The 16482-nt window shown below is 75.6% G+C and carries 16 protein-coding genes and 1 rRNA gene; 14 read left to right on the top strand and 3 right to left on the bottom strand.

Annotated elements, in window-relative coordinates:
* The 3 genes from rrf to ACZ4U4_RS17335 form a co-directional block, all read left to right on the top strand.
* A 5S ribosomal RNA gene (gene rrf / locus ACZ4U4_RS17345) occupies positions 1-85 on the top strand; the annotation flags it as partial.
* Positions 86-361: 276 nt separating this feature from the next.
* A complete protein-coding gene (locus tag ACZ4U4_RS17340; RefSeq protein WP_467874623.1) occupies positions 362-1528 on the top strand; it encodes a hypothetical protein in 1167 nt (388 codons plus the stop codon).
* The gene (locus ACZ4U4_RS17335; RefSeq protein WP_467874620.1) at positions 1456-2334 is read left to right on the top strand and encodes a tetratricopeptide repeat protein; all 879 of its coding nucleotides are present in this window, start codon (positions 1456-1458) and stop codon (positions 2332-2334) included. Before ACZ4U4_RS17340 ends, ACZ4U4_RS17335 begins: the two co-directional genes overlap by 73 nt.
* 77 nt (positions 2335-2411) lie before the next feature.
* Here ACZ4U4_RS17335 and ACZ4U4_RS17330 read toward each other — a convergent pair whose 3' ends face one another.
* Positions 2412-3677 carry a DUF1015 family protein gene (locus ACZ4U4_RS17330; protein ID WP_467874583.1) on the bottom strand — a complete coding sequence of 422 codons (1266 nt, stop codon included), beginning with the start codon at positions 3675-3677 and terminating at the stop codon, positions 2412-2414.
* Positions 3678-3804: 127 nt separating this feature from the next.
* Between ACZ4U4_RS17330 and ACZ4U4_RS17325 the strand changes: the two genes are divergently transcribed.
* A complete protein-coding gene (locus ACZ4U4_RS17325; protein ID WP_467874581.1) occupies positions 3805-4830 on the top strand; it encodes an HAD-IIA family hydrolase in 1026 nt (341 codons plus the stop codon).
* A gap of 129 nt (positions 4831-4959) precedes the next feature.
* On the opposite strand, the gene ACZ4U4_RS17320 is transcribed toward ACZ4U4_RS17325, so the two are convergent.
* Positions 4960-5985 carry an ABC transporter substrate-binding protein gene (locus ACZ4U4_RS17320; RefSeq protein ID WP_467874578.1) on the bottom strand — a complete coding sequence of 342 codons (1026 nt, stop codon included), beginning with the start codon at positions 5983-5985 and terminating at the stop codon, positions 4960-4962.
* Positions 5986-6056: 71 nt separating this feature from the next.
* On the opposite strand from ACZ4U4_RS17320, the gene ACZ4U4_RS17315 reads away from it, so the two are divergent.
* From ACZ4U4_RS17315 to ACZ4U4_RS17305, 3 genes are read left to right on the top strand one after another with little or no spacing between them, the layout of a single operon-like run.
* Positions 6057-7103 carry a FecCD family ABC transporter permease gene (locus ACZ4U4_RS17315; protein ID WP_467874618.1) on the top strand — a complete coding sequence of 349 codons (1047 nt, stop codon included), beginning with the start codon at positions 6057-6059 and terminating at the stop codon, positions 7101-7103.
* Complete coding sequence (locus ACZ4U4_RS17310; RefSeq protein WP_467874576.1) at positions 7100-8167, top strand: FecCD family ABC transporter permease; 1068 nt, start codon at positions 7100-7102, stop codon at positions 8165-8167. Before ACZ4U4_RS17315 ends, ACZ4U4_RS17310 begins: the two co-directional genes overlap by 4 nt.
* 44 nt (positions 8168-8211) lie before the next feature.
* Positions 8212-9027, top strand: coding sequence for an ABC transporter ATP-binding protein (locus ACZ4U4_RS17305; RefSeq protein WP_467874574.1), 816 nt, complete (start codon positions 8212-8214; stop codon positions 9025-9027).
* Here ACZ4U4_RS17305 and ACZ4U4_RS17300 read toward each other — a convergent pair.
* Positions 9011-9358, bottom strand: a complete 348-nt coding sequence (locus ACZ4U4_RS17300) for a sterol-binding protein (RefSeq protein ID WP_467874572.1) — start codon at positions 9356-9358, stop codon at positions 9011-9013. The two genes, ACZ4U4_RS17305 and ACZ4U4_RS17300, sit on opposite strands and share 17 nt — an antisense overlap.
* Positions 9359-9457: 99 nt before the next feature.
* On the opposite strand from ACZ4U4_RS17300, the gene ACZ4U4_RS17295 reads away from it, so the two are divergent.
* From ACZ4U4_RS17295 to ACZ4U4_RS17265, 7 genes are all read left to right on the top strand, one after another.
* The gene (locus tag ACZ4U4_RS17295) at positions 9458-9883 is read left to right on the top strand and encodes a hypothetical protein (protein WP_467874570.1); all 426 of its coding nucleotides are present in this window, start codon (positions 9458-9460) and stop codon (positions 9881-9883) included.
* Between the two features lie 7 nt (positions 9884-9890).
* Complete coding sequence (locus ACZ4U4_RS17290) at positions 9891-10706, top strand: TlyA family RNA methyltransferase (RefSeq protein WP_467874568.1); 816 nt, start codon at positions 9891-9893, stop codon at positions 10704-10706.
* Between the two features lie 50 nt (positions 10707-10756).
* The gene (locus ACZ4U4_RS17285) at positions 10757-11644 is read left to right on the top strand and encodes an NAD kinase (RefSeq protein ID WP_467874616.1); all 888 of its coding nucleotides are present in this window, start codon (positions 10757-10759) and stop codon (positions 11642-11644) included.
* Between the two features lie 125 nt (positions 11645-11769).
* Entirely contained in the window at positions 11770-13497 is a 1728-nt protein-coding gene (gene recN, locus ACZ4U4_RS17280) for a DNA repair protein RecN (protein ID WP_467874613.1), read from the top strand.
* 31 nt (positions 13498-13528) lie between these two features.
* Positions 13529-14380 carry a hypothetical protein gene (locus tag ACZ4U4_RS17275; protein WP_467874566.1) on the top strand — a complete coding sequence of 284 codons (852 nt, stop codon included), beginning with the start codon at positions 13529-13531 and terminating at the stop codon, positions 14378-14380.
* 237 nt (positions 14381-14617) lie between these two features.
* Positions 14618-15757 (top strand): glycosyltransferase family 4 protein, encoded by a 1140-nt coding sequence (locus ACZ4U4_RS17270; RefSeq protein ID WP_467874611.1) that lies wholly within the window; start codon positions 14618-14620, stop codon positions 15755-15757.
* Positions 15758-15829: 72 nt separating this feature from the next.
* Positions 15830-16477, top strand: coding sequence for a LysE family translocator (locus tag ACZ4U4_RS17265; protein WP_467874564.1), 648 nt, complete (start codon positions 15830-15832; stop codon positions 16475-16477).
* Positions 16478-16482 lie beyond the last annotated feature (5 nt).

Genomic DNA, 16482 nt, shown 5'->3' with positions numbered 1-16482 from the left:
TTACATTCCGAACCCGGAAGCTAAGCCTTTCAGCGCCGATGGTACTGCAGAGGGGACTCTGTGGGAGAGTAGGACGCCGCCGAACAATTATTCAGGACCCCTGGTCCCAGCGTTCATGCTGGGACCAGGGGTCCTTTTTGTTTTGCCGAAGCGCGCCGAAGTGGTCGGTGCGTGAGAATGAATGCAGTGCCGAAGACAGGAGTCACGTCGATGCCCACCAACTCTTCCGACGATCGTTCGGAGCGTCGCCCGCAGCGACGCGACGACGGCGACCGCGGTGGTTTCCGGCGTGACGACCGGGGCCCGCGACGTGACTTCGACCGTGGCGGGCGCCCGTCCGGCGGCGGTTACGGCCGGCGGGATGACCGCTCCTCCGGTGGTGACCGGGGCGGCTTCCGCGGCGATGACCGCGGTGGCGACCGCGGGGGCTTCCGCCGGGACGACCGTGGCGGGTTCCGCCGTGACGACCGTCCGTCCGGTGGTGACCGGGGCGGTTTCCGCCGGGACGACCGGCGTGACGACCGTGGCGGGTTCCGCCGCGATGACCGTCGTGACGATCGCGGTGGCGAGCGTGGTGGGTTCCGCCGGGACGACCGTCGTGACGATCGCGGTGGTGACCGCGGTGGCGAGCGCGGCGGGTTCCGCCGTGACGACCGTGGCGGTGACCGTGGTGGGTTCCGCCGGGATGACCGCGGTGGCGACCGTGGCGGTTTCCGCCGGGATGACCGTCCGTCCGGTGGTGACCGCGGGGGCTTCCGCCGTGACGACCGTCGCGACGACCGTGGCGGTGACCGTGGTGGGTTCCGCCGGGATGACCGCGGTGGCGACCGTGGCGGTTTCCGCCGGGATGACCGTCCGTCCGGTGGTGACCGCGGCGGGTTCCGTCGCGATGACCGTCGTGACGATCGCGGTGGTGACCGGGGCGGCGAGCGCGGTGGTTTCCGCCGCGATGACCGTCGTGATGACCGCGGTGGTGACCGTGGCGGGTTCCGCCGCGACGACCGCCGCGACGACCGCCGTGACGACCGTGGTGGTGACCGCGGTGGTTTCCGCCGCGACGATCGCCGTGATGACCGGGGCGGCGAGCGCGGTGGCGACCGTGGGGGCTTCCGTCGCGATGACCGTCGTGACGATCGCGGTGGTGACCGTGGTGGTTTCCGTCGCGACGATCGCCGTGACGACCGTGGCGGGTTCCGCCGGGACGACCGTCCGTCCGGTGGCGACCGCGGCGGCTTCCGCCGGGACGACCGTCCGTCCGGTGGTGACCGCGGGGGCTTCCGTCGCGATGACCGTCGCGATGACCGCGGTGGCGACCGTGGCGGTTTCCGTCGCGATGATCGTGGCGGCGACCGCGGTGGCTTCCGTCGTGACGACGACCGTGGGCGGCGGTCCTACGGGGCCGGGCGTGGGCGGGATGAGCGGCGGGACGACCGGCGGGAGGAGCGTCGGGAGCCGATCAAGCGGCTGCCGATTCCCGAGGATGTCACCGGTGACGAGATCGACAAGGATGTGCGGCAGGAGCTGCTGAGCCTGCCGAAGACGCTCGCCGAGGATGTCGCCAAGAACCTCGTCATGGTGGCGAAGCTGCTGGACGAGGACCCGGAGCGGGCGTACGGGTACTCGCGGGTCGCGCTGCGGCTGGCGTCCCGGGTCGCCGCGGTGCGGGAGGCGGCGGGCTTCGCCGCGTACGCCGTCGGCAAGTACAGCGAGGCGCTGGCGGAGTTCCGGGCGTCGCGGCGGATGACCGGCAGCGTGGAGCTGTGGCCCGTCATGGCGGACTGCGAGCGCGGTCTGGGGCGTCCGGAGAAGGCGATGGCGATGGCCGGCGAGCCCGAGGTGGCGAAGCTGGACAAGGCCGGGCAGGTCGAGATGCGGCTGGTGGCCGCGGGCGCCCGCCGGGACATGGGCCAGGCGGAGGCCGCGGTGGTGACGCTGCAGAGTCCCGAGCTGGCGTCGAGCGCCGTGCACCCGTGGACGGCGCGGCTGCGCTACGCGTACGCCGACGCGCTGCTGGCCGTCGGCCGGGAGGACGAGGCGCGCGACTGGTTCGCCAAGGCGCTGGAGGCCGACCAGGGCGGGACGACCGACGCGTCGGACCGGCTGGCCGAGCTGGACGGTGTGGAGTTCACCGACGCGCTGGACGAGTCGGCGGACGACGAGGAGCCCGCGGCCGGGAAGTCCGAGGCGGAGGACCGGGACGCGGCCGAGGCCGGTGCCGAGGTCGTCGACGCGGCGGTCGATGTGGCCGACGAGGACGCCGCCGAGGCCGGTGAGGACCGTGCGGACGACGTCCGCCGGGACGGCGGCGAGGACGGTGCGCCCGAGAGGGGCTGAGCCGGTGCCGCGTCGCGGATGACGTGAAGGACGGAGGGCGGGATCCCCACGGGATCCCGCCCTCCGTGCGTTTCCGGTCAGTTCATCGCCGAGTCCAGCGTGCGCAGGACCAGGCCCGTGGCCGGTTTGGGACCGAAGGAGGTGGACTTGCGGGGCATGGTCACGTCCTGGCGGGCCAGGGCGCGGACGGTCTCCTCGGTGGCGGGGCGCATCAGGACGGCGGTGCCGCCGTGGCGGGCGGCCTGGGCGAGAGCCGCCTCGGTGTGGTGCAGATAGCTGATGTGCGAGGGGTGGTCGGGGATCTGCCAGACCGTGTCGAGGAGGACGGAGTGCAGGACCGTGGCGTCGAGGGTGCGCCACAGCTCCGGGCGGTCGGCGCGTACCGCCTCCGCCAGTAGCTGCGGGTCGGGGCGGTCCAGGAGGTGGTAGGTGCCGGTGCCGTCGGTGAGGACGAAGGCGTTGCCCGGGGTCTTCTCCAGGGTGGCGAGGGCGGCGGCCGCGTCGCCGGGCAGTTGGCGGGCCCGGAAGGCGCCGCCGAGCCGGGCCAGCGCCTCGGCGGGCGGCAGATGCGGCAGCACCCGGTGGATGGCCCGGACCTGGAGCGGATGGCGGGCGGTGTCGACGAGCAGCACCAGGCCGGAGGCCCAGGGGGAGTCGTCGCCGGCGTCGGGCGTCTGCTCCAGGAGACGCTGGTAGGTGGCCCAGCGGTGGTGGCCGTCGGCGATCAGCGCGTGATGGCCGGAGAGGTCCGCGTCGATCGCGGCGAGTTCGGCGGGGTCGGTGACGGCCCAGAGCCGGTGGGTGAAGCCGTCCTCGGTGGTGGTGGCGAGCAGCGGGGCGCGCCGGACGGCGGTCTCGATGACGGCGGCGGCGCCGGTCACCGAGCCGTCGCCGCGGTAGGCGAGGAGCAGTGGCTCGAAGTTGGCGGCGGCGGCGCGCATCAATGCGGCGCGGTCCTCGACCACCTCGGGGATGACGTCCTCGTGCGGCAGCACCGGCCCGTCCAGCCGCAGTGCGCCGATCAGCCCGCGCTGGAGGATGTCGCCGCTGCGCTGCTCGTAGACGTAGAGCGCGGGTTGCGGGTCGGTCACCAGGACGCCCTCGGCGCGCCAGCGGGTCAAGGTGGTGGCGGCCTGCCGGTGCCGGGTCGCCGGGTCGGCGGCGTGGGGCAGGATCAGCCGCACGATGTTGTACGGGTCGGCGGTCTCCAGCAGTCGGACGCCGTCGGGCCGGACCACGACGTCGTACGGGGGAGAGGTGACCGCGGTGAGACTGCTGATCCGGTCCGGGGCGTAGCGCAGTCCACGGAACGGGAGGAGGCGGAGGCCGTCGGTATCGGTCATTGGGGAATGCTACGGCGCCGATCCGGTGCGGGATGATCGGGGGAGAGCCAGGACATGGCTGGATGTATCGGTGGCCTGCGGTCCGCACCGGGCGCGGTGCGGTGCGGGCGGTGAGGAGCGGAGCGGCATGACGGAGCGGATGCGCGGGCGGCCCAAGGGGTGTGACCGTGCGCTGGGTGCCAGGTACGACACGGCGCTGCTGGATCTGGACGGGGTCGTCTACGCCGGGGGCGTGGCCCTGCCGCACGCCGTGGACGCGCTCACCGCGGCGCGGGAGGGCGGGATGCATCTGGCGTATGTGACCAACAACGCCGCCCGGACCCCGCAGACGGTCGCCGCCCAACTGACCGGATTCGGCCTGCCGACCGGCGCCGAGGACGTGATCACTTCGGCGCAGGCGGTGGCCCGGCTGATCGCCGAGCAGGTGCCGGCGGGCTCCCGGGTGCTGACCGTCGGCGGTGAGGGACTCCGGGTGGCGCTGCGCGAACGCGGCCTGGAGCCGGTGGAGTCGGCCGACGACGATCCGGCGGCGGTGGTGCAGGGCTACGACGCGGGGATCGACTGGGGGCGGCTGGCCGAGGCGGCGTACGCGGTGCAGCGCGGGGTGCCGTGGTTCGCGTCCAACACGGATCTGACGATTCCGCGGGAGCGGGGGATCGCGCCGGGCAACGGTGCGCTGGTCGAGGTGGTGCGGATCGCGGCGGGCGGGGAGCCGCAGGTGGCGGGGAAGCCGCAGCCGCCGATGCACCGCGAGACGGTGCTGCGGACCGGTGCGCGTCGGCCGCTGGTCATCGGCGACCGCCTCGACACGGACATCGAGGGCGCCTTCAACGGCGGTGTCGATGCGCTGCTGGTGCTCACGGGGGTGACCACGCCCGCCGATCTGCTGGTCGCGCCGCCGCCGCACCGGCCCGCCTATGTCGACGCCGACCTGCGCGGGCTGCTGGTGGAGCAGCCCGCGGTGGTGCCGGACGGGGACGGGTTCCGGTGCGGTGGTCTGCGGGCCGCGGACCGCGGTGGCCGGTTGGTCGTCGAGGGGGACGGTGCGCCGCTGGACGGGTTGCGGGCGCTCTGCGCGGCGGCGTGGACGGCGGCGGGCGACGGCGCGTACGCGGGGGACACCGAGAGGGCGCTGCGGGCGCTGGGGATGTGAGTGCGGGGCGGCGGGTCTCCGGGGCGGCGGGCCCGCCGCACGCCGGCCTCGTACGCCTGGCGGGCCCGCCGCACGCCGGGGCCCGTATGCCCGGCCCGCCGCCCCGCACCGAAGGGGCATCGCCCCCGCTCAGCGCACCTTCTTCGCGCCCCGGACGGCCTTGGTGAGCTGTTCGATGAGCGGGGTGGCGCCCGCGTAGGAGAAGCGGGGCTCGCTGGACCAGGGGGTGATCTGGTCGGCCTTGACGGCGGGGAGCTGGGCCCAGGAGGGCTTGCTCGCCAGGTCCTTGGGCTGGAGGGTAGCCGTGCGGTTGTCGAGCAGCAGCACGTCGGCGCGGTACTTGTCGGCGTTCTCCCAGCTCAGGCTCTCGAAGTAGCCGCCCTTGTCGAGGTGGTCGGGGACGATCAGGTCGACGCCGAGCGACTTGTAGTACATGAGGTCGGCGTTGATGCCGGGGTTGGACGCGTAGAAGAGGTCGGCACTGCCGGAGCAGGCGAGGACCTTGACGGGGTTGGCCTTGGCGGCGGCGCGCAGTTCGGCGCTGGCCTTCTCGAAGCGGGCCTTGGCGTCGGTGACCCGCTTCGCCTTCAGATCGGCGCCGAGCGCCCCGGCCAGCTCCGCGTACCGCTCGATGATCTTCACCAGCGGGGTGCGGGAGGCGGTCAGTGCGACGCTCGGGGCGAGCTGGGTGATCTTGCTCTTGCGGTCGTCCGGTACGAACCAGAGGGCGCCCGGCTCGTACATGTTGGTGATCAGCAGGTCGGGGGCGAGGCTTGCGTACTTCTCGACGTTGAACTGGTTGTAGGCGTTGCCGATGACGGTGACCTTGTCGACGTCGAGGCCGCCGGCCTGCGGGTCGGGCTTGCCGTTGGGCAGTGTGGTCGGGCCGAAGACGCCGACGATGTGGGTGTCCGCGCCGAAGTCGTGCAGCGCGGCGGCGGTGCCGGTGAACGCGACGATGCGCCGCGGGGTGTGACCGAGCGACACCTTTTTCTTCCGGTCGTCGGTGAACGCCCAGGCGCCGCCGTCCGCCGCCCCGGAGCCCTTGCCGCCGCTGCCGCCGCCGCACGCGGCGAGGAGCGCGCCGATGCCGACGGCGCCGCCGGTCGCGAGGAGGCCGCGTCTGGACGGGGTGAGGGTGCGGGAGGTGCGCATGGGAGGTGCTTCTTCCTGGAAGGGGCGGGGGAGCCGAGAAGTATGAGGGTAGGCTAACCTAACTCTTCGTGTTGGTAGACAGTCCCCCCGAAACCCCCACGGTCCCGGCGCCGGTGACACCGTCGCGGCGTCACCTCGTGCGCCCCGCGGGGCTGGTCGCCGCCGTCTGCGTGCTCGCCGTCCTCACCGCGCTCGGCCTCGCCGTCGGCGCCAAGCAGATCCCGCTCGACCAGGTCTGGCACGGCCTCGTCCACTACTCCGGCACCGACACCGACGTCATCGTCCACGACGTCCGGGTGCCGCGTACCCTCCTCGGCCTCGCCGTCGGTGCCGCCCTCGGCCTCGGCGGCGCCGTGATGCAGGCGCTGACCCGCAACCCGCTCGCCGACCCGGGGCTGCTCGGCATCAACGCCGGTGCCGCGGCCGCCGTCGTCACGGCGATCAGCGTCTTCGGGATCACCTCGCTGACCGGCTACGTCTGGTTCGCCTTCCTGGGCGCCGCGGTGGTCTCCGCCGCCGTCTACGTCCTCGGCGGGACCCGCGGCGCCACGCCCGTACGGCTCGCCCTCGCCGGTACCGCGCTGACCGCGGTCCTGACCGGCTACACCAACGCCGTCAACCTCCTGGACTCGGCGGCGCTGGACAAGATGCGCTTCTGGACAGTCGGTTCGCTGGCCACCGCCACCATGCCGACGTTCCGGCACATCGCGCCGTTCCTCGCGGTGGGCGCGGTCGTCGCGCTGCTGCTGGCCCGGCCGCTCAACGCCGTGGCGCTCGGCGACGACCAGGCGCGTGCGCTCGGCGCCCGGCTGACCCGGACCCGGATCCTGGCGATGTGCGCGGTGACCCTGCTGTGCGGCGGGGCCACCGCCGCCTGCGGCCCGATCGTCTACGTCGGCCTGATGGTGCCGCACGCGGTCCGCGCGCTGACCGGCCCCGATCTGCGGTGGATCCTGCCGTACTCCGCGGTCCTCGCGCCGGTGCTGCTGCTCGGCGCGGACGTCCTCGGGCGGATCGCCGCGCGGCCCGGCGAACTCCAGGTCGGCATCGTCACCGCGGTCCTCGGCGGCCCGGTCTTCATCCACCTCGTACGGCGCCGGAGGATGGCTCAGCTGTGAACACCCCCGTGACCACCGCGCCCCGCACCCGGCGTACCACCACCCTCCGGACGCCCGGCGGCCTGTCGCTGCGGCTGGACGTCCGGGCGGTCGTCGCCGGGGCGGCGCTGCTCGGCCTCGCCCTCGCCGCGGCCGTCGCGCTCATCGGCTCCGGCGACTTCCCGCTGACGCCCGGTGAAGTGCTGCGCGCGCTGACCGGCGGCGGCGAGGCGGGCCAGCGGTTCATCGTGCGGGAACTGCGGCTGCCGCGCGTCCTGGTGGGGCTGCTGGTCGGCGCCGCCTTCGGCATCGCCGGCGCCGTCTTCCAGACCGTCTCGCGCAACCCGCTCGGTAGTCCGGACGTCCTCGGCTTCGGCCAGGGCGCCTCCGTCGGCGCGCTCTTCGTCCTCGTCTATCTGCACGGCGGCACCTTCGCGGTCGCCGCCGGGGCGGTCGTCGGCGGTGTCGTCACCGGTCTGCTGATCTTCCTGCTGGCCTGGCAGCGCGGCATCCACGGCTACCGCTTCGTCCTCGTCGGCATCGGTGCCGCCGCGATGCTCTACGCGATGGTCCTCTACCTGCTGACCAAGGCGAACGTCGTCGAGGCGACCGGCGCCACCACCTGGATGACCGGTTCGCTCAGCGGCCGTGACTGGTCCCAGGTGTGGCCGCTCGCCGCCGTCTGCGCCGCCCTGATCCCGCTCACCCTGGCGTACGGGCGGCCGCTGCGGATGCTGGAGATGGGTGACGACGCGGCGAGCGCGCTCGGTGTCCGCACCGGGCGGGTCCGCGCCGTCACCCTGCTCGCCGCCGTCGTGCTGGTCGCCGCGGCGACCGCGGCCGCCGGGCCGATCGCCTTCGTCGCGCTGACCGCGCCGCAGCTCGCCCGGCGGCTGACCCGGGCGCCCGGCCCCAACCTGCTGCCGTCCGCCGCGATGGGCGCCGCGCTGCTGGTCGGCGCGGACTGGGCCGGGCAGCGGCTCTTCGGCGCCGACCAGCTGCCGGTCGGCGTCCTCACCGGCGCCCTCGGCGGCGGCTACCTCGTCTGGCTGCTGGTCACCGAGCGCCGCGCCGGACGGATCTGACCGTTCGCCGCCCCCGACCCGAAACCCACCCCAGGAGCCCCGAAGTGAGCCGTCTCGCGGCCGAGCACCTCTCCCTCGCCTACGACCGCCGGGTCATCGCCGACGACCTCTCGGTGGAGATCCCCGACCACTCCTTCACCGTCATCGTCGGCCCCAACGGCTGCGGCAAGTCGACCCTGCTGCGCGCCCTGTCGCGGATGCTCAAGCCCACCGGCGGCCAGGTCCTGCTGGACGGCGCGGCGCTCTCCTCGTACCCGGCGAAGCAGGTCGCCCGGACCCTCGGGCTGCTGCCGCAGTCGTCCGTCGCGCCCGACGGCATCACCGTCGCCGATCTCGTCGCCCGCGGCCGCTACCCGCACCAGGGCGTGCTGCGGCAGTGGTCGCGCGAGGACGAGCGGATCGTGCGGGAGTCGATGGCGGCCACCGGCATCGGCGACCTCGCCGAGCGGTACGTCGACGAACTCTCCGGCGGCCAGCGCCAGCGGGTGTGGATCGCCATGGCGCTCGCCCAGCAGACGCCGCTGCTCCTCCTCGACGAGCCCACCACCTACCTCGACATCCAGCACCAGATCGAGGTCCTCGACCTCTGCGCCGGCCTCCACGAGGAACAGGGCCGCACCCTCGTCGCCGTCCTCCACGACCTCAACCACGCCGCCCGCTACGCCACCCATCTGATCGCGCTGAAGGACGGCCGGGTCGTCGCCGAGGGCGCGCCGTGCGACATCGTCACCGCCGAACTGGTCGAGTCGGTCTTCGGGCTGCGCTGCCAGATCATCGACGACCCGCAGACCGGCACCCCGCTGATCGTCCCGGCGGCCCGCGCGGCCCGCCGCCCCGCGGTGGCTACAGCAGCTTCCTGAGCCGCAGCAGATCGAGCACCCCGGCCTCCAGACGCACCCGGCCCCGGCCCCAGGCCCGCGCGAAGTCCAGCTCCCCGTCGACCAGCGCGACCAGATCGTCCCCGGACATCGCCAGCCGGATCTCCGCCTTGTACGGCGGCGGTCCCGGCACGCTCGTCACGTCCTCGATGGTGCCGTGGGTCAGCCGCCCCAGGAACGTGACGTCGGGGTCGGTGAGGCGGCAGCTGAGCGAGCGGTCGAGCGCGGCGGCGCTGCGCACCTCGCCCTCGGCGCCGGACATGTTCCGGGCCAGCCGGTCGAGCGCCGCGCGGCACTGGTCGAGAGTGGCCATCGCCGCCGACGATAGCCCGCCCCGCCCCGGCCGGCGGCGTGGCGGGCCCGCCCACCGGCCTTACGGTCCCGCCCGGCGGTACGCGGTAGCGTCGGGGACATGCACCAGCCGACGCCGGGCCCGCCGCCGCACCGCCCGCACCAGCCCCCGACCGCGGAGACCGGCCGGAGCGCCGAGCCGGAGCCCGGACCCGCCGCTCCGATCGCGCCGGATCCCGGCCCTGTACCGGACAGCGCACCGAAGCCCGAGGGGCCCGAGGCGCAGGCCGCACCCGACGGGAGCGCCGCGCCCGCCGCCCCGCAGCCGCTCGGCGTCGCCCTCACCCCCACCGGCGAGCCCGCCGTCGACACCCCGCTGCGCCGCCTCGCCGACGCCGACCACCTCGCCGTCGGCGCGCACCTCGCGGTGTACGAGGATGTTCACCGTGGGCTGCGTGACGCGCTGGCCGCCCTCGACGGGCAGCCCGGGCCGCCCGCCCCCACGCCGGCCGGACACGGCACGGCGACGAACGACCTCAGGAGCTGAACCACAGGTGGCAGGAGTGGCACGACGCCGACTCGACGCGGAGCTGGTGCGCCGCAAGCTGGCCCGCTCGCGGGAGCACGCCGGTCAGCTGATCGCCGCGGGACGGGTGACCGTCGGCGGCACGACCGCGACCAAGGCCGCCACCCAGGTCGCCACCGGCGCCGCCGTGGTCGTCCGCGAGGACGCCGACGATCCGGACTACGTCTCGCGCGGTGGGCACAAGCTCGCCGGGGCCTTCGCGGCATTCGTCCCCCTCGGGCTGCGCGTCGAGGGGCGCCGCGCCCTCGACGCCGGGGCCTCCACCGGCGGCTTCACCGACGTCCTGCTGCGCGCCGGGGCCGCCCATGTCGTCGCCGTCGACGTCGGCTACGGCCAGCTCGCCTGGTCCCTGCAGAGCGACGAGCGGGTCACCGTCAAGGACCGCACCAACGTCCGTGAGCTGACCCTCGACGCGATCGACGGCACCCCCGTCGACCTGGTCGTCGGCGATCTCTCCTTCATCCCGCTGGGCCTGGTCCTGCCCGCCCTGACCGCCTGCACCGCGCCCGGCGCCGACCTCGTCCTGATGGTCAAGCCGCAGTTCGAGGTCGGCAAGGAGCGGCTGGGCAGCGGCGGGGTGGTCCGCAGCCCGGAGCTGCGCGCCGAGGCGGTCCGCGCCGTCGCCGCCCGCGCCGCCGAACTGGGCCTGGGCGTCCTCGGCGTGACCGCGAGCCCGCTGCCCGGCCCCTCCGGCAACGTCGAGTACTTTCTGTGGCTCCGCGCCGGGGCGCCCGCACTCGACCCGGCGGATGTCGACCGTGCAGTGGCGGAGGGGCCGCGTTGACCACCACACAGGCAGTTCAGGAGAGCGCACCGCACCAGGGCGAGCAGCAGGTGAGGACGGTGTTCCTGCTCGCCCACACCGGCCGTCCGGCGGCGATCCGCAGCGCCGAACGCGTCGTGACGGGCCTGCTGCGCCACCGCATCGGCGTCCGCGTCCTCGCCGAGGAGGCCGCGGACCTGCCGCTGCCCGACGCCGTCGAACGCGTCGCCTCCCGGCAGAGCGCCGCCGAGGGCTGTGAACTGCTCGTCGTCCTCGGCGGTGACGGCACGCTGCTGCGCGGCGCCGACTTCGCCCGCACCTCCGGGGTGCCGATGCTCGGCGTCAACCTCGGCCGGGTCGGCTTCCTCGCCGAGGCCGAACGCGACGACCTCGACAAGGTCGTCGACCGCGTCGTCACCCGCTCCTACGAGGTCGAGGAGCGCATGACCCTCGATGTGCTGGTGCGCAACAACGGCAGCATCGTGCACACCGACTGGGCGCTCAACGAGGCGTCCGTGGAGAAGGCCGCCCGGGAGCGGATGCTGGAGGTCGTCACCGAGGTCGACGGCCGCCCGGTCTCCCGCTTCGGCGGCGACGGCGTCGTCTGCGCCACCCCGACCGGCTCCACCGCGTACGCCTTCTCGGCGGGCGGGCCGGTCGTCTGGCCCGAGGTGGAGGCGCTGCTGATGGTGCCGATCAGCGCCCACGCCCTCTTCGCCAAGCCGCTGGTCACCTCCCCGAAGTCGGTGCTCGCGGTCGAGGTGCAGCCCAAGACGCCGCACGGTGTGCTCTGGTGCGACGGGCGCCGCACCGTCGAGCTGCCCGCCGGGGCGCGCGTCGAGGTCCGCCGCGGCGCCGTCCCGGTCCGGCTGGCCCGGCTGCACCACGCCTCCTTCACCGACCGGCTGGTCGCGAAGTTCGCCCTGCCGGTGGCCGGCTGGCGCGGCGCCCCGCACTGACACCGGCCCGCGCCCGGTACCGGGGTGTACCGGGACGATCCCGGGCACCCCGGCGGGCGGCGGGAACGGGAGTCCGTCGCGAGGGGGCCGCCGGACCTCGTAAGGTCGTATCCGTGTTGGAGGAGATGCGGATCCGGTCCCTGGGCGTCATTGACGACGCCGTAGTCGAGCTGTCCCCGGGCTTCACGGCGGTGACGGGTGAGACGGGCGCGGGCAAGACCATGGTCGTCACCAGCCTCGGCCTGCTGCTCGGCGGGCGCGCCGACCCCGCACTGGTGCGGATCGGCGCCAAGGCGGCGGTCGTCGAGGGCCGCCTCACGATGGACGCGGAGGCGTCCGCGGCGGTCCGCGCCCAGGAGGCGGGCGCCGAACTGGACGACGGGGCGCTGCTGATCAGCCGCACCGTCTCCGCCGAGGGCCGCTCCCGCGCCCATGTCGGCGGCCGGTCCGTCCCGGTCGGCCTGCTGGCGGAGCTGGCCGACGAACTGGTCGCGGTGCACGGCCAGACCGACCAGCAGGGCCTGCTGCGCCCGGCCCGCCAGCGCGAGGCCCTGGACCGCTACGCCGGGGACGCCGTCGCCGCCCCCCTCGCCCGCTACACCTCCGCCCACCGGCGGCTGCGCGCGGTCGCCACCGAGCTGGACACCCTGACGACGCGGGCCCGCGAACGCGCCCAGGAAGCCGATCTGCTGCGCTTCGGGCTGGACGAGATCGCCGCCGTCGAACCGCAGTCCGGCGAGGACACCGCGCTCGCGGCGGAGGCCGAACGCCTCGGCCACGCCGAGGCCCTGGCCGCCGCCGCCGGCGCCGCGCACGCCGCGCTGGCGGGCAACGTGGAGGATCCCGAGGGCGTGGACGCCGCCGCCCTCGTCGCCGGTGCCCAGCGCGCGCTGGACGCCGTACGCGGCCACGACCCGCAGCTGTCCGCGATGGCCGAGCGGGTCGGGGAGATCGGCATCCTGATGACGGACGTCGCGGGCGATCTCGCCGGGTACGCCGACGGGCTGGACGCCGATCCGCTGCGCCTCGCCGCCGTCGAGGAGCGCCGCGCCGCGCTGACCCAGCTGACCCGCAAGTACGGCGAGGACATCGACGCGGTCCTGGCCTGGTCCCAGGAGAGCGCGGCGCGCCTGGCCGAACTGGACGGCGACGACGACAGGATCACCGAGCTGACGGCGGAACGCGACGCCCTCCGCGCCGAACTGGGCGCCCTGGCCCAGGAGCTGACCGACGCCCGGACCGCCGCCGCCTCCCGCTTCGCCGCCGATGTCACCGCGGAGCTGGCCGAACTCGCCATGCCGCACGCCCGGGTGAGCGTCGACATCCGCCAGATCGAGGCGGCCGAGGAGAGCGAGGGCATCGAGGTCGGCGGCCGGTCCGTCGTCCACGGGCCGAGCGGCGCCGACGAGGTCGAGCTGTTGCTCGCCCCGCACCCGGGCGCCCCGCCCCGCCCGATCTCCAAGGGCGCCTCCGGCGGTGAACTCTCCCGCGTGATGCTCGCCGTGGAGGTCGTCTTCGCCGGTTCCGACCCCGTCCCGACGTACCTCTTCGACGAGGTCGACGCGGGCGTCGGCGGCAAGGCGGCGGTGGAGGTCGGCCGCCGCCTCGCCCGCCTCGCGCAGTCCGCGCAGGTCGTCGTCGTCACCCACCTCCCGCAGGTCGCGGCCTTCGCCGACCGGCAGCTGCTGGTCGCCAAGACCCACGACGGCTCGGTCACCCGCAGCGGTGTCACCGTCCTGGAGGGCGAGGAGCGCATCCGGGAGCTGTCGCGGATGCTGGCCGGCCAGGAGGACTCGGAGACGGCCCGGGCGCACGCCGAGGAGCTGCTGGAGACGGCCCGTACGGGACGGTGACGAGCGCCGCCCGGCGGCCGAGGGGAGCGGGATGAGCGGGGCACGTGGGCTTTTCACGGACGGCCGGGCGGCGGTCCTCGCGGGCGCGGTGGCCGTCACCCGCGCCGGATACGCGGCGCTGCGCCGCAGACCGCCCGGGGGCGCCGCGCGGTGGCAGCGCACCAACCACGCCGGACGCCCGGTCACGCTGTACGCCGGGCCCGCCACCGCCCTCGGCACCGCCTGCGCGGTGGCCGCCGCGCCGGGAACGCCGCGCGCCCGCACCGCCGCGGCGCTCACCGTCCTCGCCGCGGGCGCCTGCGGTGCGTACGACGACCTGCGCGGCGCGGGCGACCCGCGGCGCGGCTTCCGGGCCCATCTCACGGCGCTCGCACACGGCGAGGTGACCTCCGGCGCGGTCAAGCTCCTCGGCATCGGCGGCGCCGGGCTCGCCGCCGGGGCGGCGCTGCGGCGGCGGCTGGCCGATGCGCTGCTCGCGGGCGTCGTCGTCGCCGGGAGCGCCCATCTGGTCAACCTTCTCGACCTCCGGCCGGGCCGCGCCGTCGGTGCCGTGCTGGTCCTGGGCGCGCCGGGGCTGGTCGGCGGCGGCCCCGCGGGGCGTGCCGCGCCCGCGCCGGTGGGTGCCGCGGCCGCCGTCCTCGCCGACGACGTCGCCGCCCGCACGATGCTCGGCGACACCGGCGCGCACGCGCTCGGCGCGGCGCTTGGCCTGTCCGTCGTGGCCCGGTACGGCCGGGCCGGGCTCGCCGCGCACGCCGCCGCGTTGGTGGCGGCGGCGGTGGTCGGCGACGTCCGGGGCCGGTCGCCCGGACCGGCCCCGACCGGGTGCCGGGGAACGGGTGTTCTGTCCCCCATGGGGGTGGTCCAGCGGTCGGGCGGGTGAGACATCCCACCTGAACGGCGGGCGAACGGTGCGGAATTGACGCGTGCGGCCTGGCATCCTGGTGCGCGGTGCCGCGGCGAGGCCGCATGCACTCCCCGCGTACGCCCCCGGCGCCCGCAGGCGCTCCGCGCGCCCCTCGGTGGGCAACTCCCCGCGACCCGCCGGAGTGCGATCCGCCCGACCGTCCCACCGCACGGACCCCAGCCCGCCGACCCAGGAGCCCACGCCGTGACCCGCATGCCGCCCCCGCCGCACGGCCAGGCGCCACTGCGCACGGTCCAGGTACTCGGCCCCGGCGCCACGGGCAGCGCCGCCCACGTCCGCTCGCTCGCCGCCGGGCTGATCGCCCGCGGTGTGCAGGTCACGGTCTGCGCCCCGGCCCCGGCCGAGGAGACGCACGGCTTCACCGCGGCCGGTGCCCGGTTCGTCCCGGTGGCGGCCCGCCCCGACCCGGCCGCCCTCGCCGCACTGCGCGGCGCCTTCCGCGACGCGGACGTGGTCCACGCCCACGGCGTACGGGCCGGGCTGAGCGCCCTGCCGGTGCTGCGCACGGTGCGCGGCCCGCGCGGCGGCCGCCTCCCGCTCGTCGTCACCTGGCACACCGCGGCCCGTGCGGCGGGCGCGCTGGTGCGGCTGCGGGAGCGGCAGTTGGCGCGCGCCGCCGCCGTCGTCCTCGGCGTCTGCGCCGGGCTCGTCGACCGCGCCCGGGAACGCGGCGCCCGCGACGTCCGGCTGGCCCCGCTCGCCCCGCCGGGCCCCCGGACCGCCGCCGACGGCGACGCCGACCGCACCCGCCACAAGGTCCGGGCCGAACTGGGCGCGGTGGACCGCCCGTTGGTGCTCACCGCGGGCCCGCTGGAGGAGCGCCAGGAGCACGATCTGCTGCTGGACGCCGCGCACGCCTGGGCCACGCGCGAGCCCCGTCCGCTGCTGGTCGTGGTCGGTGAGGGCGACCGCCGGGCCGCCCTCCAGCGCCGGATCGACACCGAGGAGCTGCCCGTCCTCCTCGCCGGGCACCGCGCCGACCTGCCCGAACTCCTCGCCGCCGCCGATGTGGTGGCCGTCCCTGGCCGCTGGGAGGCCCGGCCGCCCCTCGCCCAGCAGGCCCTCGCCGCCGGGGCGCCGCTGGTCGCCGCCGCCACTGGCGAGCTGCGCGAACTCCTCGGCCCCGCCGCCGAGCTGACCCGCCCCGGCGACGCGGTCGCCCTCGCCCGCGCGGTCCTCGGCCTGCTCGCCGACCCGGCCCGGCGTGCCGCCCTCGCCACCGCCGGTCCGCTCCGGGCCGCCGACTGGCCGACCGAGGACGCCACGGTCGCCCAGGTCCTGAGCGTCTACGACGAGGTGGCCCGGCCCGGCGGCACCCCCGCCCCGGCCTGAGCCCGCACCGCCCGGGGCCGCTACGGTGACCTGGACGGAACGGTGCGTACGCGGACACGGCGGAGGCGGACGATGACGGCAGCGATGGCGGGCTTCGCGCTCTTCGCCCTGATGATGACGGTGGTGCCCGGCCCGGACACCCTGCTGGTGCTGCGCAACTGTCTGCGCGGCGGCCGCCGGTCCGGCGCGGCCACCGCCCTCGGCGCCGCCGCGGGCTCACTGGCCTGGGCGGTGGCGGCCGCCTTCGGCCTCGCCGCGGCCCTCCAGCGCTGGGACGCCGCCTTCACCGCCGTACGTCTCCTGGGCGCCGGGTATCTGGCGCTGCTGGGCATCCAGGCGCTGTGGGCGTGCCGCCGCTCCGCCGCGCCGGGGGCTTCTGGGGGGACGGCGCAGGCGGCGCCCGAGGCGGCGGCCACCGCGCTGCGCGGCTTCCGGCAGGGCCTGCTGAGCTGTCTGCTCAACCCCAAGGTCGGGATCTTCTTCGTCGCCGTGGTTCCGCAGTTCCTGCCCCAGGGCCGCCCGGTCCTCGGCGCGACGCTGCTGCTCGGCGCCGTCGACGCGGTGATCGCCGCCGGCTGGCTGCTGCTGATCGCCCTCGGCGCCGGCCGCCTCTCCACCTGGCTGCGCCGCCCCCGGGTGCTCCGCGGTCTGGAGGGCACGACCGGCGGCGTCCTCGTCGCGCTCGGGGTGGGCACGGCGCTGGAGACGGCCACCGGGTGAGCGGG

Source organism: Streptomyces sp. NPDC029159 (assembly GCF_055564055.1).
The sequence above is the reverse complement of the archived record's forward strand: the minus strand, read 5'-3'. Positions and strand labels throughout refer to the sequence as shown.